The following is a 20,370-nucleotide window of genomic DNA, read 5'->3' as shown; positions in this document are numbered from 1 at the left end:
ATGCGGTCAGAAAATGAGCCGGTCGGCCAGAAGGGGCGCTCGTTCATCGAGGAGGCCAGGCGGGCGCAGATCATGGCGTCCACCATCGAGGTCATCGCCGAGGTCGGCTTCGCCCAGGCGTCCCTCGCGCGCATCGCGCAGCACGCGGGCATCAGCAAGGGCGTCATCTCCTATCACTTCGCCGGCAAGGACGAGCTGATGGAGCAGGTGGTCGAGCACACCTACGGGGCGATCATCGAAGCCGTGATGGCCAAGATGGAGGGGCTCACGACCGCCACCGAGCTGCTCAGGACGCAGATCACGGCCGTCGCCGAGCACATGCGCGGCCACCGCAGCCAGAACAGGGCACTGGGGGAGATCCTCACCAACCTCAGGACCGCCGACGGCGAGCTCCGGTACGGCATGCACACCAACGAGGAGCTCTACCAGGCGCTGGAGGGGATCTACCGCCTCGGCCAGAGCACCGGGGAGTTCAGGTCGTTCGACCTGCGCGTCATGGCCGTAACCCATCAGGCGGCCGTCGACAGCATGTTCGCCTACTGGATCACGCACCCCGACCACGACCTCGAAGCGCACGCGAAAGAGCTCGCCGACCTCATCGAAAGGGCCTGCCGCGCATGAAGGCGGACACCGGAACGAGGCTCCACGCCATCGACAACCTGCGCGTGATGCTGACCGCGCTCGTCGTCACGCACCACGTCGCCATCACCTACGGCAACATCCCGCTGTGGTACTACGTCGAGCCCGCGAAGGACCCGTCGGGCATCGTGCTCGACCTCCTGGTCGTCGCCGACCAGGCGTTCTTCATGGGGTTCTTCTTCCTGCTGTCCGGCTTCTTCACCCCGGGCTCCTACGACCGCAAGGGCCCCCGCCTGTTCGTGCGCGACCGGCTCGTGCGGCTCGGCGTCCCGCTGGTGGTCTACCTCCTGCTGCTGCGCCCGCTGGCCGGCCTCGGGGGCGTGCTGGGCCGCGGTGACACGCCGTTCTGGGAGTACTACCTCCGCTCCTGGGACCCTGGCCCCATGTGGTTCGTCGAGGTGCTGATCGTCCTCGCGCTGGCGTACACGGGCTGGCGGGCCCTGCGCGCCCCGCTCGACCAGCGCCCCGCCCAGCTCACCGTGCGCGCGGTCGCCGTGTTCACGGTGGCGCTCGCGGCGGCCACGTTCCTGTGGCGGCTGCTGGTGCCCACCGGCACCTACTGGCCGGTGGTCGGGCTGCCGACGCCGAACTTCCTGCCCCAGTACGCGGCCATGTTCGTGCTCGGCTGCGTGGCCTTCAGGCGCGGCTGGTTCGAGACGCTGCCCGCGCGGGCCGCCGGGCTCGGCTTCGGCCTGGCAGGAGTGGCCACCCCGGTGCTGCTGGTGCCGTCGCTGTTCACCACCGGGGCGCTGTCGGCGGCGCTGACGGCCGCCTGGGAGTCCGCGTTCGCCGTCGGCATGGTCATCGGCTTCACCGTGTGGTTCAGGGAGCGGCACAACACGCAGGGGCCGCGCGGCCGTTTCCTCGCCGAGCACGCCTTCACCGTCTACATCATCCACCCGCTCGTGCTGGTCGGCCTCGGCTGGGCGCTGAGCGGCCTGGAGACGATCGCGATCGTCAAGTTCGCCGCCATGCTGGTGCTCGCCCTGCCGCTGTGCTGGTGGCTGGCCTACCTGGTGCGGTCGCTGCCGGGGGCCAAGCGGGTGCTCTGAACGAGCATCGCGGGCAGCGGGGAGGGGCGGCCGTCGCGCACGCACACGTACGTGACCGTGCCGACCGCCACCAGCTCCTCCCCGCGCCGCATCGTGAACGTCATCGTGAGCGAGGTGGCGCCGACCCTGGCCGGCGCGCTCTCCACCGCCAGCACGTCGCCCAGCCGGGCGGGGGCGTGGTGTTCGCAGCCGCTGACCTTGACCACCAGGTCGGCGCCCTCCTCCCGGAGCCTCTCGTAGCCGCCCCTGGGGGCGAGCCAGTCGAGGAAGGCGTCCTCGAAGTACTCGTAGTAGCGGGTCGCGTGCATCATGGCCTGCGCGTCGCAGTGCCGTGGGCGGACCGGTAAGCGGGAGATCACGCCAGGAACCCTACGCGGGCGGCCGGTGTAACGCAGGCATGAGAACGACTCCAGCGCTCGCCCGGCCGCACGCGATCGCCCGGCCGCTCGCGGCCGTCCCGCTGCTCGCGGTCGCGCTGCTGCTCGTGGCGGCCTGCGCCGCGGCTCCGCCCGTACAGGCGGCCGACCCTCCGGGGCAGCGGCGCTGCGCCGGGGCCGACCAGCGCGACTTCGACGCGGGCATGGGGGCGCGCGTCGTCACGGCGGGACCGGCCGCGATGGCCGCCTACCGCCTCTCCCCGGCGCCCGAGCGGGCCCGCGCCCGCACCTTCAAGCTCGCCGTACGCCTCCCGCCCGGCGCGGACGTCACGCTGGCGACCAGGACGCCGGGCACGGCCCTGCTGTTCGACGAGTCCCGCTACCGGGCGGACAACTCCTACACGCTGGACGACGGCACCCCCTCCTACCGCTTCACCGGCTGCGCGGGCACCCCGGCCCTGTGGGTCGGAGCCGTGATCACCACCGGCCCGACGACCGTGACGATCGAGGCAGGCGGCCACACCGTCGAGGTGACCGCCTACACCGGCCAGCCGTCTCAGTCGTAGAAGGAGTCGAGCGTCGAGCCGTGCCGCTCCTCCACGGCCTTGCGCTTGATCTTGAGGCTGGGCGTCAGCTCGCCCGTCTCCACCGAGAAGTCCTCCGCCAGGATGGCGAACTTCTTCACCGTCGCGTAGCTGGCCTCGCCCGCGTTGACCTGCTTGATCGCCTTCTCCACCTCGGCGCGCATGCGCGGGTGCCCGCGCAGCTCCTCCGTGTCGAGGGGCAGCGACTCGGCCTGCGCCCACGGCTTGACCACGTCCAGGTCGAGGGTGACCAGCGCGGTGACGTAGTTGCGCCGGTCGCCGTGCACGAACACGTGCGACACGAACGGGCAGGCCGCCTTGATCCGGCCCTCCAGGTACGTGGGCGCGACGTACTTGCCGCCCGAGGTCTTGATCAGCTCCTTCTTGCGGTCGGTGATGCGCAGCCGGCCGGCCTCGTCCACCTCGCCGATGTCGCCCGTGTGCAGCCAGCCGTCCTCCAGCGCCTCGGCCGTCTCCTCGGTCAGCCCGTGGTAGCCGCGCATGACGCCGCGCCCGCCGATGAGGATCTCGCCGTCTTCGGCGATGCGCACCTCGGTGCCGGGCAGCGGCGGGCCGACCGTGCCGAACCGCACCGACTCGGGCCGGTTGAGGAAGCTGCCCGCGGACGACTCCGTCAGCCCGTACCCTTCGAGGATCGTCAGGCCGGCGGCGTCGAAGAACTCGGCGACCTCCTGGTTGAGCGGGGCCGCGCCGGAGATGAAGAAGCGGATCCGGCCGCCGAACCGCTCGCGCAGCTTGCCGAAGACCAGCCGGTCGGCCAGGGCGTACTCGGCGCGGCTGGTCACCGGGATCGCGGCGCCGTTCTGCCTGGCCTTGACGACGCGCCGGCCGGTCTTGCGGGCCCAGCCGAAGATGCGCAGCTTGAGGCCGCCCTCGCGCTGCATGTTCGCCACGACCGTGTTGTGGATCTTCTCGAAGATGCGCGGCGCGGCGGCCATGATGGTCGGCTTGACCTCGCCGAGGTTGTCGGCGATCTTGTCGAGGCGGCCGTCGATCGCGGTCGGCACGCCGATCCCGATCATCACCACCTCCAGCAGCTTGCCGAACGAGTGCGACAGCGGCAGCCACAGGAAGTGCAGGTCGGCCGGGGAGAGCAGGTCCAGCTCGCGCACCGCGCCGGCGGCGTAGAGCCAGTTGTCGTGGGTCAGCTCGACGCCCTTGGGGCGGCCGGTGGTGCCGGAGGTGTAGATGAGGGTCGCCAGGTCGTCCTGGGCGATCGCGTCCACCATGGCGTCGTAGTCGCCGGTGGCCTCGCCGCCGCTCAGCGAGTCGAGGGTGATCACCCAGCCGTCGTCGCTCGCGGCGCCGTCGATGACGATCACGTGCGTGACGTCCGGGATCTCCTTCTGCACGGACCTGAGCTTGGTCACCTGCTCGTCGTTCTCGGCGATGACGATCGTGCTGCCCGAGTCGGTGATGACGTAGGCGGACTCGGCGGCCGTGTTCGACGGATAGATCGTGGTGGTGGCCGCCCCCGTCGCCAGCACGGCCAGGTCGCAGACGATCCATTCGAGGCGGGTCGAGCAGAGGATCGACACGCGGGTGCCGGAGCCCGAGCCCAGGCCCGACAGCGCCAGCGCCAGGCCGCGGACCCGTTCGCCCACCTCCCGCCATGACAGCGAGGTCCACCCGCCGTCGGAAGGCACACGGTAGGCCTCGGCGTCGGGGGTCGCGGCGATCCGGTCGCGCAACAGGGAGGGAATGCTGGACATGCCTGACCTCCTGGGGGTGTTGGCCCCGACTCTAGGACGCGGGCACCGTCTCAGTCGATGGTCATCTTCGATCGTGCCCCCGCGGCGTGGCGGTACCCACCAGCAGCGCGGTGCGCACCTCCCAGACGCCGCACGAGCACCTCAGGTACGACACCACCCCCTCGGAGGTGCGGTGGGAGGAGACGAGGGTCAGGTCCAGGGGGTCGTGGGGCTCTCTGGTGTGCATGACTCCAACTTGATGTAATGGCCTTATGCATTTCAACGCTTACGGCGGCAACGGGGCGGCTCTCGCGGCGGCGCTGGTCAACGCCACCGACTTCAGCACCGAGGCCGTCGAGGCGATGCTGGTCGAGCACCGCATGGTGCGCACCGCCGTGACCGACGGGCAGGCCGCCGAGCTGCGGGCGTGGGCGGCCAGGCTGGCGCCGGTGTTCGGGGAGCAGGACCAGGAGACGCAGATCAAGCTGGTCAACGCGCTGCTCGACCTGACCACGTCCAAGCCGTACGTCAGCGCACACGACGGACGCGAGCCGCACCTGCACTTCTTCTCCATCGACGCCGACATCGTGGCCAGGACACGCGACACCACCGCCGGCGGGCTGGCCATGGCGCTGTCGTTCGCCGGGGGAGACCGGCTGGGGCGGTGCGGCAGGCAGGGCTGCGCGACCGTCTACGTGGACACCTCCCGCAACGGGCGGCGCCGGTTTTGCTCGCCGGGCTGCGCCAACAGGGTGAACGTGGCGGCGCACCGGGCCCGGCGCCTTGTCGGCTGATCGGGTTGTCACGTAGACTCCCGGACGTCTTATCGCCGACCCCCGGGGGCAGCCGACGTGAGGATCTGAGGTCGCGGGCACCGCGCCGTTCGGCCCTGTCATGGGCATGCGCGCATTCACCTGGACCTCGAGGCCGTCCTCGCCTTCCCTGCCACGGACTTCCGTGGGTTTGCGCGTATTTGCGGTGATTTCCCGCCAAGTCACGAAATTTCGCATTCCGTGATGGGAGCCGCCTGATGTCTTTTTCCATTGTCGTCGATCACGTCTCCTTCGCCTGGCCGGACGGGACCACCGTGCTCGACGGGCTCGACGCCGCCTTCCCCGCCGGACGCACCGGGCTCATCGGGGTCAACGGGTCGGGCAAGTCCACCCTGCTCAGGATCATCGCCAGGGAGCTGACGCCGCGCACCGGCTCGGTGTCCGTCTCCGGCGTGGCCGGCTACCTGCCGCAGAACGTGCCGCTCGGCGCCGGACGTACCGTGTCGGACCTCCTGGAGATCAGCCGCACGCGGGCCGCGCTGCACGCCATCGAGAGCGGCGACGTCGCGGAGGAGCACTTCACGGCCGTTGGCGACGACTGGGACGTCGAGGAACGCGCCCGCGCCGAGCTGGACCGGCTCGGGCTCGGCCACCTCGGGCTCGACCGCACCGTCGGCACGCTGTCCGGCGGCGAGACCGTCATGGTCGCGCTCGCCGCCCAGCTCCTGAAGCGGCCCGACGTGCTGCTGCTCGACGAACCCACCAACAACCTCGACCTGGACGCGCGCCGCCGGCTCTACGCCGCCGTCGCCGCCTGGCAGGGGGTGCTCCTGGTCGTCAGCCACGACCGGGCGCTGCTGGAGCTGGTGGACCAGGTCGCCGAGCTACGCGACGGCGTTGTGCGCATGTACGGCGGCAACCTCAGCGCGTACGAGGAGCAGGTCGCCGCCGAGCAGGAGGCAGCCGAGCGGTCGGTGCGCACCGCCCAGAGCGACGTGCGCCGGCAGCGGCGCGAGCTCGTCGAGTCCAGGATCAGGACCGACCGGGGGCTGCGTACCGGGAGGAAGGCGTTCGAGAACAAGAAGGTGCCGAAGATCGTCGCCAACACGCTCAAGGGGAAGGCCCAGGTGTCGGCGGGCAAGCAGCGCACGCTGCACCTGGAGAAGCTGGAGGAGGCGCGCGAGCGGCTCACCGAGGCCGAGCTAGGGGTGCGGGACGACGCGGAGATCCGCGTCCAGCTCCCGGGCACCGAGGTGCCCGCGGGCCGCACGGTACTCACGCTCCCGCTCGAACCTCCGCGCCCGGTGCTGGAGCCTGCGCGCGGGGCGGTGGAGCCTTCGCGCGGCGTGGTGGAGCCTTCGCGCGGGGTGGGCGAGGAGCCCGCGGGGATCGTGCTGGAGACGCTGGTCGTGCGCGGGCCCGAGCGGATCGCGCTGCTCGGGCCCAACGGCTCGGGCAAGACCACGCTGCTCAGGCGCATCGTCGCGCAGGGCGGCGCCCAGGTGCCCGTCCGCCTCCTGCCGCAACGCCTCGACCTGCTGGACGACAGGCTGAGCGTGCTGGACAACGTGCGCGCCCTGGCGCCGTCCGCCTCGGTGAACGACGTACGGGCGGGGCTGGCCCGCTTCCTGTTCCGCGGGGACCGGGCCAACCAGCCCGCCGGCACCCTGTCGGGCGGGGAGCGCTTCCGCGCGACGCTCGCCGCGCTCCTGTCGGCCGAGCCGCCGCCGCAGCTCCTCCTGCTCGACGAGCCGACCAACAACCTGGACATGGCTAGCGTCCGCCAGCTCGCCCAGGCCCTGTCGGCCTACCGGGGCGCGCTCGTCGTGGCCAGCCACGACGTGCCGTTCCTGGAGACGCTGGGGATCACCCGCTGGCTGCGGCAGGATCGGGAGAAGGGACTGACCGAATCGTAATTGACGGTTGGGGATCAACCGGACGATAGTGTGGCAGGTGGCTACACCCCGGTTGATCTCCAGCGTTCTCGCACTGGCGACCCTCGCCACCCTCGGCGCGTGCTCCTCCGGCGGGCTGTCCCCGACCGGTGGCGAATCCACGGTGTCGGGCGTCGCGGGCGGCGGCGGCGCCGTACCCCAGACGGGGAGTGAAGGCGGCCAGACGTCCGCCGCGCTGACCCCGGAGGCGTACAAGGCAGAGCTGGAGAGCCGGCACGAGGCGATGGCCGGCGCGATCACCGCGCTGGCCGGCGCGCGCGGCGTCAAGGCGCTCGACCAGCGGGTCGGGCGGGCCGAGGAGGAGCTGAGCGGCGCCGCCGACGCGCTGGCCGCGCTCACCCCGCCCGAGGCCGTGCGTACCCAGCACGAGACGTACGTGACCAGCCTGCGCGACGTCGCCACCGAGCTGGGCGCCACCACCGACAAGGTCGGCGCGCGGGACCTGTGCACGTCCTCCGCCGTGCTCGCCGACCTCGGCGACAAGCTGAAGGCGCTCGACCAGGCCGGCAAGGAGCTGCAGAGCGCGGGCGGCTACCCGGCCGACGTCGTGTCGGTGAAGGCGGGGGAGCGGCAGACCAGGCGGCTGCGCAACGGCTCGTTCATCCGCAAGAGCACGCTGAACGGGCGGAGCTCGCTGGAGATCGACAACGGTTCGAGCCTCGACGCGGTGATCACCGTGGTCAAGGGGAAGAGCAAGGTGCTCAGCGTCTACGTGCGCAAGAAGGCGAAGTACAAGATCAGAGGCGTGCGGGACGGCAGCTACAAGATCTACTTCACCCGCGGCGCCGACTGGGACGGCAAGAACAAGGCGTTCACCCGTGACTGCAGCTTCGAGCGCTTCGAGAAGAACGTGAAGTTCAAGACGACGTTCACCGCCACGCAGATCCTCTGGCACGACTGGCGGATCACGCTGCACGCCATCGCGGGCGGCAACGTCCGCACCTCACCCGTGGACCCGGACGACTTCCCGGGCTGAACTCCACCGGCGAGCGGAGAAGGCCGCGCACTTCGCCGGTGCGCGGCCCTCGTCAGATCAGGTCGAGAACAGCATGCCCACCCAGCTGCGCTGACGGTGGTGGCCGTAGTGACCGCCGCCGTGGTGCGGCGCGCCCCAGGCCGGGCCGGGGGCGGCGGGGGGAGGCGGGGGAGCCGCGTGGTACTGCGTCTCCATCCGGGTCAGCGTCTCCAGCTCACCGTAGTCGAGGAAGATCCCACGGCAGTTGTCGCACTGTTCGATGTGCACGCCGTTGCGCTCATAGGTCCGCATGTTCCCGCGGCACTTGGGGCACTGCATCTAAGTCGCTCTCCTTGACTTCGAGGTCTCAGGGTGAAACCTACCGCGCGCAACCCCCGTCATGCTCGGACGATTCTGTTGCACGACTCGATTAACGAGTGCTCGACCTCGTCGAGTTCCCGGCCCTCCCCATCGGCGTTCACCACGGCCACGGCCGCGAGCTGAACGGTCAGCGCGCGGGCGGGCACGTCCAGCCGCGCCCACGGGTCGTCGCCCTGCCCGAGCGCCGGCCCGCCGGACGCCAGATAAGCACCCAGGAACCGCTCCCACACGGCCGGTTCCAGCAGCCCGGCCGCGTACCAGGCGGCCGGCCTCGCCAGATCCCACGCCGGATCGCCGACCCCCAGATCGTCCACGTCGATCAGCAGCCACCGGTCGCGGTGCACGAGCTGCCCCAGATGCCAGTCGCCGTGCGTCAGCAGCCCGGGCAGCGGCGGCGGCTCGGGCAGCTCCTTGAACGCCCGCCGCACGAGCTGCTCCACCGGCCCGTCGCCGGTCATCCTCCCCACCGCCCGCGCCGCCCGCGCGGGCCCGCCGGCGGGCGGCAGCGCGGGCACCACCGTGAGCGGGGTCGCGTGCAGCCTGGCCAGCAGCCTCGCGCCCTCCTCCCACGGCGCCGCTTGCGGATCGTCATGCGAGACCGGCCTTCCCGCCGGCCACACCGTCACCGCCCGGCCGCCCGCCGACAGCACCTCACGCTCCAGGGGGGTCAGCATCACCCCGCTCACCGCGGCCGACGCGGCGGCCCGCAACCTGGGCCGCAGCTCGCCGGCCTCGTCGCGCGCCGAATGGGCCTTGACGACGACCTCGCCCATGCGTAACACGACGACGTCCGTCCGCGTCGGATGTAACACCGGCTCGCCCGTGCCGCCGTACGCCGAGGCGATGATCGCCAGCTCCGCTTCAAGACCCACTCGTACAGGGTATGCGGCAGGTAAGGGGCCGGGCTCCCATGTGTGCGCTCATGTGCCTGATCACGATTTGATCTCGCCCTTCTGCCTCGACCTGCCTATATCGCGGAGAGTTAGGTCTTCTGTCGAGATGTCGGTCTTGACGGGGAGTGTCCCATGAGGCGTTATTAGAACGCGTGTTCCCATTCAAGAAGGAGGTCTACGTGCGCCACTCCCTGGTTCGCCGATTAGCCGCTCACTGCGGCGCCGCCGGTCTGATCATGGGCCTGCTCGCCGTGGCGGCCCCCGCCGCCTCGGCCGCCGACACCACGACCGACCTCGGGGTGAGCCTTGACACCTTCGACGCCGGCCTGGCCGTCGGCGGCGGCCGGGTGTTCGTCTCCGCCCAGGACCGGATCATCGTCGCCGACACCGGCGGGAAGGTCACCGGCGAGACCGTCACCGGCCTGCCCGGCGTGGCCGAGCTGGCGCTGAACGCGGACGCCACCCGCCTGTACGCGGCGCTCACCGGCTCGAACGAGGTGGCCGAGATCGACACGGCCGCACTCACCGTCCTCCGGCGGATCGACCTGTCCGCCCACCCGTGCCCGTCCACGCTGGCCCTGTCCGGCGACTGGCTGTGGGTGGGGCACGGGTGCGGCGACGAGGTGGGCGGCGACGACGGCGGCGCCGTCGGCCTGGACCTGACGGCGGCGTCACCGGCGCCGGTGACGCTCGGACGCGTGCACGCCCGGCCGCCCGTGCTCGCGGTCGCCGGCGACACGCTCGTGGCAGGCGAGACCGGCATGCACTCTCCCCGCCTGTTCGTCTACGACATCGGCGGAGCCGCCCCGGCGCTGCGCGGCGAGATCGACGGCGAGAAGGCGAACCTGGACAGGCTCAAGGAGCTCGCCCTCACCACCGACGGCGCTACCCTGATCACGGCGGCCGACGCCCCCGGGCACTTCACCACCTTCGACACCACGACGCTCACGCAGAACGGCGCCTACGGCGATGAATGGGACGGCTACGCCTCCGCCGTGGCGATCGGCTCCGGCGGCACCCGCGTCGCCGCCGGCCGCCAGTGGGGCACCGACTTCACGCTCTACGACGCCGCGACCCGGGCCGCGGTGTTCTCCGCCGACCAGCCGGACGCCGAGCTGATACCCGGCGGCGTCGCGTTCTCCGGGCCGGACGTCTTCACGCTGCTGCGGAGCACGACGGGCCGGCTGCTGCTGTGGCGGCTGCACGGCGTCGCCCTGCCGGCCTCCGAGCTGACGCTGACGGCCCCGGAACGGGCGTGGCTCGGTGCGCAGGTCACCGTCGCGGGACGGCTCGCCCGGGCAGAGGGGAAGTCGCCCGGCATCCAGCCGCTCACCGTGACCCGCCGCCTGCCCGACGGGACGACAGAGCCGCTCGCCGGCGTGAAGACGGGCGCGGACGGCAGGTTCACCTTCACGGACACGCCGCCGGACGTCGGCGAAGTGACCTACACCGTGCTCTGGGACGGTGACGTCAAGTCCCGCTGGAGCAGCGCCTCGGTCACCGTACCGGTCAAGCACGTCTCCTCCCTCATCCTGGACGGGCCGGCATCCGGCACCGTTGGCGAGCCCCTGCGGCTGACCGGCGTGTTGACGGCGGGCGGCCGGCCGGAACCGGGTGCCACGATCACCGTTCAGCGCAGCGTGAAGGGCGTCGGCATCAGCGATCTCCCGCCCGTGACCACGAACGCCGACGGCTCGTACGCCTTCACCGACACGCCTGGGACCGCCACCAAGTACGCCTACTTCGTGGAGTGGACCGGGCACGCCACGGCCGGGGAGGAGCACGCCGTCCACGTGCTCACGGTCACGGCGGGCACCGGATGACCCCGCGGGGCGTGCCCGGAGGCCCGACCGGGCGCGCCCCGCGGCTTCCCCCTGCGTGTGATCCGCGTCGTACAGACTGGGTGCCATGAGAGTCGGTTTCGCCGTACCCGTATCAGGCCCCTGGGCCACTCCCGAGAACCTGCGCCGCATCGCCGTCCGGGCCGAGGAGCTCGGCTATCACGAGCTGTGGACGTTCCAGCGCCTCCTCTACCCGGTCGGCCACGACATGGGCCCCACCTACCGCGCCGTGCACGACCCGCTCATCACGCTGGCCCACGTGTCGGCCCTGACCAGCCGCATCCGGCTGGGCGTCGCGGTGATCAACGCGTACGTGCAGCCCGTGCCGCTGGCCAAGCAGCTCGCCACCCTGCAGACGCTGTCGGGCGGCAGGCTCAGCGCCGGGATCGGGCTGGGCTGGCTGCCCGAGGAGTTCGAGGCGACCGGCGTGGACATGGCGCGGCGCGGGCGCCGGGGCGAGGAGTTCGTCGAGGTGCTGCGCAAGGTGTGGAGCGACGACCCGGTGCGGCACGAGGGCGAGTTCTACCGCGTGCCGCCCGCGCACATCGACCCCAAGCCGGTGCCGGGGCCGCCGGAGCTGCTGCTCGGCGGCACGGCCGAGGTCGCGTTGCGCCGCGCCGCGCGGCTGGCCGACGGGTGGGTCAGCTCCAGCAGGGAGGATCTGGCGTCCATCGCCGCCAGGATCGAGCTGATCAAGGAGGAGCTGGCCGGGGTGGGGCGGGACGCGGGCACGTTCCGGTTCGTGTGCCGCGGCTCCACGCAGGTGCGGGCGCGCGACGAGGAACGTCCGCTGACCGGCACGTACGAGAAGATCAGGCGGGACGTGCAGGCGCTGGCGGAGCGGGGCGTCACGGAGGTCTTCCACGACCTGAACTTCGACCGTGAGATCCCCGCGTCCGACGCGAAGGAGGCGATGCGCCGGGCCGAGGAGGCGCTGGAGGCCCTGGCGCCCTAGCCGCCGCCTTACAGCGCCGGCGTCTCAGCCGCCGCCGTACGGCACCGTGATGATCTCCAAGTTGTGCCCGTTGGGGTCGGACCAGTAGAGGCCGCGCCCGCCGTCGTTGGTGTTGATCTGCCCCGCGTGCCGGTGGTAGGGATCGGCCCAGTACGTCAGCCCGCGCTCCTTAATCCGGCCCCAGATCTGGTCGAACTCCTCCTCACCGACCAGGAACGCGAAATGCAGCGACGGCAGCTCCTCGCCCGCCTGCACGACGTCGATCGACACGTCGTTGCCGAGCGAGACGACGCGGAACGGGCCGAACTCGGGCGCCGGCTCCAGGCCGAGGAGGTCGACGAGGAAGGCGGCGGTCGCGTCCCTGTCCCTGGCCGGCATGATGGTGTGGTTCAAGTGGACGGACATACCCGCAGGCTACGCCAGCGCGACGGGGAGCGTGACGACGCCGTTGACGAAGTTCGACGGCAGCCACGTCACCGGGCCCGTCACCTCGATCGTGGTCACCGTCGCGCGCAGCTCCGCCAGCAGCGCCCCGATCTCGGCGCGGGCGAGCTGCGCGCCCAGGCAGAAGTGCGGGCCGTGGCCGAACGTCAGGTGCCTGTTCGGCCGCCTGCCCACGTCGAACCGGTCCGGCTCGTCGAAGACCGTCTCGTCGCGGTTGGCCGACACCGTCCACAGCGCCACCACGTCGCCCGCCTCGACGCGCCGCCCGCCCAGCTCGGCCGCGCGGGTGGCGACCCGGCCGACGTGCGCGGCCGGCGTGGTCCAGCGCAGCACCTCCTCGACGGCCGTCCCCGCCAGGCCGGGGTCCGCGCGCAAACGCGCCCATTCCCTCTTGTACGTGGCCAGCGCCAGCAGCCCGCCGGCCATCGCCAGCCTGGCCGTCTCGTCCCCGCCGATGATCAGGTTGTAGCAGTTGAGCAGCACCTCCTCCTCGGTGAGGTCCGCCGAGACGAGCAGGCTGATGACGTCGTCGCCGGGGGCGGACCCGCGTTCGGCCGCCAGGCGGGTGTAGTAGAGCAGGATCTCGCTCTGCGCGATCCTGGCGGCCGGATCGGTGTCCTCCTCGCCGAGCATGGCCTGCGCGGTCAGCTCCAGGACGCGCTGACGGTCACGCTCCGGAACGCCCAGCAGCTCGCAGATCGCGCGCAGCGGCACCTGGGCGGCCACCTCCGCGACGAAGTCGCCGCCGCCCTCGCAGCGGAACGCCTTGAGCAGGCCCCTGGTCGCCTCGGTGATCGAGTGGGTGACGGGGCCGAGGGTGCGGGGGCCGAAGCCAGGGGTGAGGAGGCGGCGGAGGGCGGCGTGGCGGGGGCCGTCCGTGACCACGATCATCCTGCCCGCGCCCGGGTCGTGGCCGCGCAGGAGGGTGCGCAGCATGTTGCCGTGCAGGGAGGTGTAGGTGGCCGGGTCGCGGATGACGTGCAGGACGTCGGCGTGGCGGGTGACGCTCCAGAAACGGTCGTGCCTGCGTACCGGGTCGGTGGTGCGCAGGTGGCGCCAGAGGGGGGTCAGGTCGGTGGTGGCGTGCAGGTGGGGGTCGAGGAGGTTCAGGGTGTCGAGCCGGGTGGGGTCCGGGTGGGCGCGGGTCATGGTTCCAGCTCGTCGAGGAGGTCGGTGAGCAGGTCGTCGTCCTCGCCCTGTACGGCTTTCGCGATCAGCTCGCGTAAGGGGAGGTCGGTGAGGAACAGGTCGATGTCGACGTTCAGGGCGAAGCGGTCGCGTAGTTCGCTGACCAGGAAGACGGCGGTCAGGGAGTCGCCGCCGGCCGCGAAGTACGTGCGGTCGAGGTCCTGGTCGGTGGTCAGGGCGAGCGTGGAGAGGAACAGGGCTGTCACGGCCTCTTCCTCGGGCTGGGGCTTGGGGGGTGGTGGGGCTGGTTGTGCGGTCAGGGTCAGGGCGCCGTGGGGGTCGCCTGCGAAGGGGTACGTGGGGAGGTGGGTGCGGTGGCCGCCGGTGTCGGGCCAGGTGACCTCCTGACCCGCCACCCACGCCGAACCAGCGGTGCTGCCGGTGGCGAGGCCGGTGGTGAGGCCGGTGGCGAGGGCGTCCAGGGCGGTGGCGGCCTCCTCGCGGGTGGCGGCGGTCACGAAGGCGCGGGCGTCCAGGGCGGCGCGGCCGTGGGCGAGGGTGTGGGCGACGTCGGCCAGCGGCGGCGCGCCGGGCGCCCGCAGCGCGTCGGCCAGGCGCCGGGCGGCGATGGCTAACTGCGCGCCGGTGCGCGCCGACAAGGGCAGGACCATCTCATCGAGCCGCGCCCCGGTGTCTGCCGACGAGGGCAGGCCCACCTCGTCGAGCCGCGCCCCGGTGCGCGCCGATAAGGACAGGGCCGCCTCGCGGGCGTCACCCGCGGTGACCGGCGGTGGGGGCGGTTCCTCCAGGACGACGTGCACGTTCGTGCCGCCGATGCCCAGCGACGACACCCCCGCCAGCCGCGGCCCCCAAGCCGGGCGCTCCCACTCCTCCACCCCGGTGAGCAGCCGGAACGGAGTGGCGTCCAGCCGGAGATCCGGGTGCGGGCGGGTGACGTTCACCGTGGGCACCATCGTGCGGTGCCGCAGCATCAGCACCGCCTTGATCAGCCCCGCCACCCCCGCAGCCGCGTTCAGATGCCCGACGTTGGACTTCACCGACCCGATCGCACACCGCCGGGCCCCGCGGAAGGCCTCCGCGGCGGCGGCGACCTCGATGCGGTCGCCGAGGTCCGTGCCCGTCCCGTGCGCCTCGAGGAACTGCGCGGACGCCGGGTCCAGCCCCGCCGCCGCCCAGGCCTCCACGATGGTGGACACCTGCCCGTCCAGCCCGGGCGCGGTGAACCCCACCCGCCCGGCCCCGTCGTTGCCCGCCGCGGTGCCCCGGATGACGGCGTGGATCGGGTCGCCGTCCGCCACGGCGTCCTCCAGGCGTCTGAGCACCACCAGCCCGACCCCGTTCCCGCCGACCGTGCCCGCCGCCTTCTCGTCGAACGGGCGGCACCGCCCGTCGGGGGAGGAGATGCCGCCGGGCTCGTACAGGTAGCCGCGCGGGTACGGCGAGTCGATCGACACGCCGCCCGCCACCGCCAGGTCGCACTCCCCGCTCAGCAGCGCCTGCACGGCCACGTGCACCGTGGCCAGCGACGTGGAGCAGCCCGTCTGCACGGTCAGGCTCGGCCCGGTCAGGCCCAGCCGGTACGACAGCCAGCCCGCCAGGAACTCCCGATCGGTGAACACCCGCACCCGCATCGGCCCCAGCCGCGCCCGTAACCGCCCGTCCACCTGCGCCGCGACCGCGTGCTCCGTCGGCCCGCCGCCCACGTACACGCCGGTGCGCAGGCCGGTGCGGCGCGGGTCGTACCCGGCGTCCTCCAGCGCCGACCAGGCCGTCTCCAGGAGCTGCCGGTGCTGCGGGTCCAGCGCCGCCGCCTCCGTGGCGTTGAACCCGAACAGCTCGTGCTCGAACCGGTCCGCCTCCGCCAGGAACCCCTTCGACGCCACGTACCCGGGGCCGCGCAGCTCGGCCGCGTCCACCCCGGCCGCCAGCAGCTCCTCCTCGGTGAAGTCGGTGATCGAGCAGGCGCCGTCGAGGAGGTTGCGCCAGAACTCGCCCACGTCGCGGGCACCCGGGAAACGGCCGGCCATGCCCACGATCGCCGCCGCCGGTACGTCGTTCATCGCATCTCGCCTCTCTGCGTGCTCCTGCGAGCGGCCAGCCGTTCGCGTCTGCGGCGCCCCCGCCGTCCTGGCTCGTCCCGCTCCGCGTCCGGGAGCGTGCCGTCCAGGAAGGCGGCCAGCGCGGCGACCGTGGGGTGCCGGAACAGGTCCACCAGCCTGAGGTCGCCGCCGCGCAGTGCCGTCAGGACGGACAGCAGGCGGATCGAGTTGCCGCCCAGGTCGAAGAAGTTGTCGTGCAGGCCCACCTGGGTCAGGTCCAGCGCGTCCGCCCAGATCGCGGCGACGCGCCGCTCCGTGGGGGAGGACGGGGGCGCGTACGGGCTGTCCAGCTCGGGACGAGTGAGGGGCGGGTCGGGCAGGCGCTGCCTGTCCAGCTTGCCGGACTTGCCGAGGGGCAGCCCGGGGACGAACACGATCGCGTCGGGCACCATGTAACCGGGCAGCCGCGCCGCCAGCCACGCACGCAGCTCCACCACGGTCGGGCGCCGCTCACCGGTTCCTGCGCCGGTTCCTGCGCCGGTCTCCGCGCCCGTTTCCGTGCCAGGACCCGCGGCGGGCACCGCGTACACCGCCAGGCGGTCGCCGCGCACGGCCGCCGCCGCCACCCTCACACCCGGATGCGCCGCCAGCACGGTCTCGATCTCGCCCAGCTCGACGCGGAACCCGCGCAGCTTCACCTGCGTGTCCACCCGCCCCAGGTACGACAGCACCCCGTCGGCGTCGTACCGGCCCAGATCGCCCGTCCGGTACATGCGCTCGCCCGGCGGCCCGAACGGGTCGGCCACGAACCGTTCGGCGGTCAGGGCGGGCCGGTTGGCGTACCCGCGCGCCAGGCTCGACCCCGCCAGGTAGATCTCGCCCGTCACGCCGACCGGCACCGGGCGCAGCCGCTCGTCCAGGACGTACGCGCGGGTGTTGGCCACCGGGCGGCCGATCACCACAGGGCGTCCTGGCCGGAGGTCGGCCGTGGTGGCGTAGACGGTGTTCTCGCTCGGCCCGTACGCGTCCACCACCCGCCGCCCCGGCGCCCACCAGCGCTCCACCAGCTCCGGCGGGCACGCCTCCCCGCCGACGGCCAGCGTGCGAAGGCAGGGCAGCGCTTCCGGCGAGGGCGGCAGCGACATGGCGGCCGACGGCGGCAGGAACGCGTAGGTGATCCGGGAGTCGCGCAGCCGGGCGTGCAGATCGTCCCCGAGCCGCTCCCACTCGCCCGCCACGTGCAGTTCGGCCCCCGCCACGAACGCGAAGAACAGATCCGACACGGCCACGTCGAACCCGAACGACACGTACTGCAGCACCCGATCCTCCCCGGTCACGGGGAACCGCGGCCGGACGGCGGTCGCGAGGTTCAGCAGCGCGCGGTGCTCGACCGCGACGCCCTTGGGGGTGCCCGTGGAGCCGGAGGTGTAAAGGATGTACGCCGTGTTGGCGAGGTCGGCCGGGGTTTTCAACAGGGGCCCGACGACAGGGATCGGTCCGTCGGCCGTGGTCACCGGCACCCCTAGGTCCCGAGGCTCGTCGGCGATCAGCAGCCGCACCCCGGCGTCCTCGACCATGAACCGCAGCCGCGCCTCCGGATGGCCGGGATCCAGCGGCACGTACGCGCCCCCCGCCCGCAGCACCGCCAGCGCGCCCACCACCATCTCCACCCCCCTCGCCAGGCACAGCCCGACGGGCACCTCGGGGCCCACGCCCGCCGCCCGCAACCGCGCGGCCAGCCGGTCCGCGCGTTCCAGCAGCTCGCGGTAGGTGAGCCTGGCCGGGCCGCAGACCAGCGCCGTCGCGTCGGGCCGCTCGGCGGCGCGCTCGGCCACCAGGCCGGGGACGAGCCCGGCAGGGGTGGGGGCGAAGGTGTCGTTCCACCGGTGCAGGACGCGGTCGCGTTCGCCGGGCGGGAGCAGGTCGTGCGCGGTGACGGGCAGGTGGGGGCGGTCGAGAAGGCCGTCCAGCAGCGTCTCGAACGCGCGCGCCCAGTGCCGGACGGTGCCCGGCTCGAACAGGTCCGCCCGGTGCACGAAGTGGGCGGCCAGGCCGTCGCCGTCCCGCTGCACGCTCATCAGCAGATCGAACTTGGCGTCGTCCAGCAGCAGCTCCACGCGTTCCGTGACGCAGCCGTCGAGGTCGAGTGCGAGCCGGGTGTCGTCGTCGTAGGCCAGCATGACCTGCACGAGCGGGTCGTGGCTGAGCTCCCTGCCGGGGGCCAGCGCCTCGACCACCGCCTCGAACGGGGCCTCGTGGTGGGGGCGGGACTCCAGGAGGTGGTCACGCACGCGGGTCACGAGGTCCAGGAACGACGGCTCGCCGGTCACGTCGGCGCGCAACGCGATCGTGTTGGCCAGCAGGCCGACGAGGTTCTGCACGTCGGGGTGGTCGCGGCCGGAGACCGGCACGCCGACGAGCAGGTCGCGGCGGCCGGTGATCCTGGACAGGAACGCGGCGAACGCGGCGAACATGGCGGTGAACGGGGTGGCGTCGCGTTCGGCGGCGACCTTGGCGAGGCGGGCCCCGGTGTCCGGGGGGAGGTCCAGCCGGTGGACGCCGCCCGCCGTGGACTGCACGGCGGGGCGGGGGTGGTCGGTGGGGAGGGCGAGCGTCCTGGGCGCGCCGGCCAGCGTGTCCGCCCAGTAGGCGATGGCCGCGTCCAGGGCGTGCGCGTCGAGGCGCTCCCGCTGCCAGGCGGCGTAGTCGGCGTACTGGATCGGGTGCGGCTCAGGCGCGGCGGTGACGTCAGGGCTGGGGACGGCGGCGACGGCGGTGGTGCCGGGCCGGTAGGCGGTGGAGAGCTCCTGGAGGAGGAGCCCCAGCGACCACCCGTCGCACACCAGGTGATGCGCCGTGAGCAGCACCCGATGGCTGCCGTCCGCCACCCCGAACACGGCACACCGCAGCAGCGGCCCCGCCTCCACGTCGAACGGCGCCGCCGCCTCCGCCCGCAGCGCCTCGTCCGCGCCGTCCACCGGCACGACCCGCTCCGCCACCCGCAGCGCCGCCCGCGCCTCCCCGGCCACGACCTGCACGTACGCGCCGTCGCCCGGCCGGAACACCGTCCGCAGCGACTCGTGCCGCGCCACCACCGCGTCGAGGGCCGCGCGGAAGGCGGCGACGTCGAACGGCCCCCGCACGGCGAAGGCCACGGGCACGTTGTACTGGGCGGTGCCCGGGTGGAGCCGGTCCAGCACCAGCATCCTGGCCTGCGCGGGCGACACGGGGAACTCGTACTCGACGACCGGCGCCATCACACACTCCCAAGGATCGGTTCGAGGACCCGCGCGATCGCGGCGGCAGGGCCGGGCCTGAGCAGGTCGCTGTGGCCGCAGTCCAGGTCGTGCACCCGCACGCGGGCCGGCGCCCACCGCTCCGCCTTGACCGCCGAGGCGAGCCCGCCGGGCTGGGCGGTGGCCGAGAACAGCACCACCGTCCCGTCGAACGCGGGCGGCCGGTACGTGACGGCCAGCCGCAGATGCCCGGCCACCGCGTCCGCGACCGCCGACAGCCGTCCGTCGTCCAGCCCGGACAGCGGCCCCTCGCTCCCGCGCACGGCGGCGAACACCCGCGCCCGCTCCAGCGGCCCCGGCTGGGCGTACGGGTGCAGGGTGCGGGTGCGCAGCAGGATGGTCAGCGCCTCCTGCTCGGCGTCCGCCGGGTCGGCCCGCGTCCCGGCCGGCCACGGGACCGCGTCCAGCGAGGCGACCAGGCCGACCTCCTGCCCGGCGGCGCGCAGGCGGGCGGCCATCTCGTACGCCAGCAGCCCGCCGAACGAGTGCCCCAGCAGCAGGTACGGCCCCTCGGCACGGACGGCCCGCACCCGCGTCAGGTAGTCGTCCGCCATCTCCCGCATGCTGTCCGGCGTCGTGCAGCGGGGGTCCTGGAGCACGGGCGACTGCAGGGCGTGCACCGGCCGTCCCGGCGCGAGGTGCGGCAGCAGCGCGGTGTACGACCAGCCGATGCCGCGTCCCGGATGCAGGCAGAACAGCGGCGGCCCCTCGCCCTCGGCGCGCAGGGTCAGCAGCGGCGACAGGTCCAGCTCCGGCGCGGCCCTGTCGAGGCGGACGGCCAGCGCCGCCGGGGTGGAGGCCTCGAACAGGGCGGCGATGGAGGTGCGCAGGCCGAGTCTGGCCTCGATGGCGGCGGTCAGGCGCATGGCGAGCAGCGAGTCGCCGCCGGACTCGAAGAAGTCGGTGTCCGCTCCCGCGCCGCTGCCCAGGACCTCGGTGAACAGGTCGCACAGCTCCTTCTCGCGGGGCGTCCCCGGCGCGGCGGCCTGGCGGCGGGCCGGTGGGGCCGCCGGGGCGGGGAGCGCAGTGCGGTCCACCTTGCCGTGCGGGGTGAGGGGGAGGCGGTCGAGGAGGACGTACTGGGCGGGGAGCAGGTGTTTCGGCAGGCGGGCCGTGACGTGCTCGCGCACCCGTTCCAGCGTCCCGCCGCCGCGCAGGACGACGTAGGCGACCAGCCTGCGCCCCGCCGTCTCCCGCACGCCACCGACCCCGCCACCGACCCCGCCACCGACCCCGCCACCGACCCCGCCACCGACCCCGCCACCGACCCCGCCACCGACCCCGCCACCGACCCCGCCACCGACCCCGCCACCGACCCCGCCACC

The 20,370-nt window shown here is 73.0% G+C and carries 19 protein-coding genes; 9 read left to right on the top strand and 10 right to left on the bottom strand.

Features of this window, described 5'->3' with window-relative positions; all coding sequences use genetic code 11:
• Positions 1 to 621 (top strand): TetR/AcrR family transcriptional regulator, encoded by a 621-nt coding sequence (locus ABD331_RS11360; protein WP_344473450.1) that lies wholly within the window; start codon positions 1 to 3, stop codon positions 619 to 621.
• Positions 618 to 1,691, top strand: a complete 1,074-nt coding sequence (locus ABD331_RS11355; protein WP_344473448.1) for an acyltransferase family protein — start codon at positions 618 to 620, stop codon at positions 1,689 to 1,691. The genes ABD331_RS11360 and ABD331_RS11355 overlap by 4 nt, the downstream gene beginning before the upstream one ends.
• On the opposite strand, the gene ABD331_RS11350 is transcribed toward ABD331_RS11355, so the two are convergent.
• Positions 1,649 to 2,050: an acyl-CoA thioesterase gene (locus ABD331_RS11350; RefSeq protein WP_344473446.1), complete on the bottom strand. Its 402-nt coding sequence runs from the start codon at positions 2,048 to 2,050 to the stop codon at positions 1,649 to 1,651. The genes ABD331_RS11355 and ABD331_RS11350 overlap by 43 nt on opposite strands.
• A gap of 38 nt (positions 2,051 to 2,088) precedes the next feature.
• On the opposite strand from ABD331_RS11350, the gene ABD331_RS11345 reads away from it, so the two are divergent.
• Positions 2,089 to 2,634 carry a hypothetical protein gene (locus tag ABD331_RS11345; protein WP_344473444.1) on the top strand — a complete coding sequence of 182 codons (546 nt, stop codon included), beginning with the start codon at positions 2,089 to 2,091 and terminating at the stop codon, positions 2,632 to 2,634.
• Here ABD331_RS11345 and ABD331_RS11340 read toward each other — a convergent pair.
• Both ABD331_RS11340 and ABD331_RS11335 read right to left on the bottom strand, forming a co-directional pair.
• Positions 2,625 to 4,385: an AMP-dependent synthetase/ligase gene (locus ABD331_RS11340; protein WP_344473442.1), complete on the bottom strand. Its 1,761-nt coding sequence runs from the start codon at positions 4,383 to 4,385 to the stop codon at positions 2,625 to 2,627. The genes ABD331_RS11345 and ABD331_RS11340 overlap by 10 nt on opposite strands.
• A 61-nt stretch (positions 4,386 to 4,446) precedes the next feature.
• Positions 4,447 to 4,611, bottom strand: coding sequence for a hypothetical protein (locus tag ABD331_RS11335; RefSeq protein WP_187414711.1), 165 nt, complete (start codon positions 4,609 to 4,611; stop codon positions 4,447 to 4,449).
• A 25-nt stretch (positions 4,612 to 4,636) separates the two neighbouring features.
• Between ABD331_RS11335 and ABD331_RS11330 the strand changes: the two genes are divergently transcribed.
• The 3 genes from ABD331_RS11330 (at position 4,637) to ABD331_RS11320 (ending at position 8,068) form a co-directional block, all read left to right on the top strand.
• Positions 4,637 to 5,158 carry a CGNR zinc finger domain-containing protein gene (locus tag ABD331_RS11330; protein ID WP_344473441.1) on the top strand — a complete coding sequence of 174 codons (522 nt, stop codon included), beginning with the start codon at positions 4,637 to 4,639 and terminating at the stop codon, positions 5,156 to 5,158.
• A 236-nt stretch (positions 5,159 to 5,394) separates the two neighbouring features.
• The gene (locus ABD331_RS11325; protein WP_344473439.1) at positions 5,395 to 7,053 is read left to right on the top strand and encodes an ABC-F family ATP-binding cassette domain-containing protein; all 1,659 of its coding nucleotides are present in this window, start codon (positions 5,395 to 5,397) and stop codon (positions 7,051 to 7,053) included.
• A gap of 37 nt (positions 7,054 to 7,090) precedes the next feature.
• Positions 7,091 to 8,068 (top strand): hypothetical protein, encoded by a 978-nt coding sequence (locus tag ABD331_RS11320; protein ID WP_344473437.1) that lies wholly within the window; start codon positions 7,091 to 7,093, stop codon positions 8,066 to 8,068.
• Between the two features lie 57 nt (positions 8,069 to 8,125).
• On the opposite strand, the gene ABD331_RS11315 is transcribed toward ABD331_RS11320, so the two are convergent.
• Both ABD331_RS11315 and ABD331_RS11310 read right to left on the bottom strand, forming a co-directional pair.
• Entirely contained in the window at positions 8,126 to 8,386 is a 261-nt protein-coding gene (locus ABD331_RS11315) for a TFIIB-type zinc ribbon-containing protein (protein ID WP_344473435.1), read from the bottom strand.
• Between the two features lie 59 nt (positions 8,387 to 8,445).
• A complete protein-coding gene (locus tag ABD331_RS11310) occupies positions 8,446 to 9,300 on the bottom strand; it encodes a phosphotransferase (protein WP_344473433.1) in 855 nt (284 codons plus the stop codon).
• Between the two features lie 200 nt (positions 9,301 to 9,500).
• On the opposite strand from ABD331_RS11310, the gene ABD331_RS11305 reads away from it, so the two are divergent.
• Positions 9,501 to 11,144: a hypothetical protein gene (locus tag ABD331_RS11305; protein WP_344473431.1), complete on the top strand. Its 1,644-nt coding sequence runs from the start codon at positions 9,501 to 9,503 to the stop codon at positions 11,142 to 11,144.
• An 85-nt stretch (positions 11,145 to 11,229) separates the two neighbouring features.
• On the top strand, positions 11,230 to 12,117 hold the full coding sequence (locus ABD331_RS11300) for a TIGR03619 family F420-dependent LLM class oxidoreductase (RefSeq protein WP_344473429.1): 888 nt from the start codon (positions 11,230 to 11,232) through the stop codon (positions 12,115 to 12,117).
• Positions 12,118 to 12,141: 24 nt separating this feature from the next.
• Here ABD331_RS11300 and ABD331_RS11295 read toward each other — a convergent pair whose 3' ends face one another.
• From ABD331_RS11295 to ABD331_RS11275, 5 genes are read right to left on the bottom strand one after another with little or no spacing between them, the layout of a single operon-like run.
• Positions 12,142 to 12,522 (bottom strand): VOC family protein, encoded by a 381-nt coding sequence (locus ABD331_RS11295; protein ID WP_344473427.1) that lies wholly within the window; start codon positions 12,520 to 12,522, stop codon positions 12,142 to 12,144.
• A 9-nt stretch (positions 12,523 to 12,531) separates the two neighbouring features.
• Entirely contained in the window at positions 12,532 to 13,710 is a 1,179-nt protein-coding gene (locus ABD331_RS11290; RefSeq protein WP_344473424.1) for a cytochrome P450, read from the bottom strand.
• Positions 13,707 to 15,770, bottom strand: a complete 2,064-nt coding sequence (locus ABD331_RS11285) for a beta-ketoacyl synthase N-terminal-like domain-containing protein (protein ID WP_344473422.1) — start codon at positions 15,768 to 15,770, stop codon at positions 13,707 to 13,709. The genes ABD331_RS11290 and ABD331_RS11285 overlap by 4 nt, the downstream gene beginning before the upstream one ends.
• Positions 15,767 to 19,006 carry a non-ribosomal peptide synthetase gene (locus ABD331_RS11280; protein ID WP_344473420.1) on the bottom strand — a complete coding sequence of 1,080 codons (3,240 nt, stop codon included), beginning with the start codon at positions 19,004 to 19,006 and terminating at the stop codon, positions 15,767 to 15,769. The genes ABD331_RS11285 and ABD331_RS11280 overlap by 4 nt, the downstream gene beginning before the upstream one ends.
• Positions 19,006 to 20,244 carry an alpha/beta fold hydrolase gene (locus ABD331_RS11275; RefSeq protein ID WP_344474235.1) on the bottom strand — a complete coding sequence of 413 codons (1,239 nt, stop codon included), beginning with the start codon at positions 20,242 to 20,244 and terminating at the stop codon, positions 19,006 to 19,008. The genes ABD331_RS11280 and ABD331_RS11275 overlap by 1 nt, the downstream gene beginning before the upstream one ends.
• Between ABD331_RS11275 and ABD331_RS11270 the strand changes: the two genes are divergently transcribed.
• Positions 20,164 to 20,370 (top strand): hypothetical protein (locus ABD331_RS11270; RefSeq protein WP_425565996.1); only part of this gene is annotated, 207 nt, incomplete at its 3' end. The genes ABD331_RS11275 and ABD331_RS11270 overlap by 81 nt on opposite strands.

It is taken from the genome of Nonomuraea monospora, from assembly GCF_039531895.1.
Taxonomy (GTDB): domain Bacteria; phylum Actinomycetota; class Actinomycetes; order Streptosporangiales; family Streptosporangiaceae; genus Nonomuraea; species Nonomuraea monospora.
The sequence above is the reverse complement of the archived record's forward strand: the minus strand, read 5'-3'. Positions and strand labels throughout refer to the sequence as shown.

Excerpts from the sequence above, each read along its gene's own strand:
- ABD331_RS11360 (WP_344473450.1), top strand. The coding sequence starts at position 1 with ATGCGGTCAGAAAATGAGCCGGTCGGCCAGAAGGGGCGCTCGTTCATC.
- ABD331_RS11355 (WP_344473448.1), top strand. The coding sequence starts at position 618 with ATGAAGGCGGACACCGGAACGAGGCTCCACGCCATCGACAACCTGCGC.
- ABD331_RS11345 (WP_344473444.1), top strand. The coding sequence starts at position 2,089 with ATGAGAACGACTCCAGCGCTCGCCCGGCCGCACGCGATCGCCCGGCCG.
- ABD331_RS11340 (WP_344473442.1), bottom strand. The coding sequence starts at position 4,385 with ATGTCCAGCATTCCCTCCCTGTTGCGCGACCGGATCGCCGCGACCCCC.
- ABD331_RS11335 (WP_187414711.1), bottom strand. The coding sequence starts at position 4,611 with ATGCACACCAGAGAGCCCCACGACCCCCTGGACCTGACCCTCGTCTCC.
- ABD331_RS11330 (WP_344473441.1), top strand. The coding sequence starts at position 4,637 with ATGCATTTCAACGCTTACGGCGGCAACGGGGCGGCTCTCGCGGCGGCG.
- ABD331_RS11325 (WP_344473439.1), top strand. The coding sequence starts at position 5,395 with ATGTCTTTTTCCATTGTCGTCGATCACGTCTCCTTCGCCTGGCCGGAC.
- ABD331_RS11315 (WP_344473435.1), bottom strand. The coding sequence starts at position 8,386 with ATGCAGTGCCCCAAGTGCCGCGGGAACATGCGGACCTATGAGCGCAAC.
- ABD331_RS11300 (WP_344473429.1), top strand. The coding sequence starts at position 11,230 with ATGAGAGTCGGTTTCGCCGTACCCGTATCAGGCCCCTGGGCCACTCCC.
- ABD331_RS11295 (WP_344473427.1), bottom strand. The coding sequence starts at position 12,522 with ATGTCCGTCCACTTGAACCACACCATCATGCCGGCCAGGGACAGGGAC.
- ABD331_RS11290 (WP_344473424.1), bottom strand. The coding sequence starts at position 13,710 with ATGACCCGCGCCCACCCGGACCCCACCCGGCTCGACACCCTGAACCTC.
- ABD331_RS11285 (WP_344473422.1), bottom strand. The coding sequence starts at position 15,770 with ATGAACGACGTACCGGCGGCGGCGATCGTGGGCATGGCCGGCCGTTTC.
- ABD331_RS11280 (WP_344473420.1), bottom strand. The coding sequence starts at position 19,006 with ATGGCGCCGGTCGTCGAGTACGAGTTCCCCGTGTCGCCCGCGCAGGCC.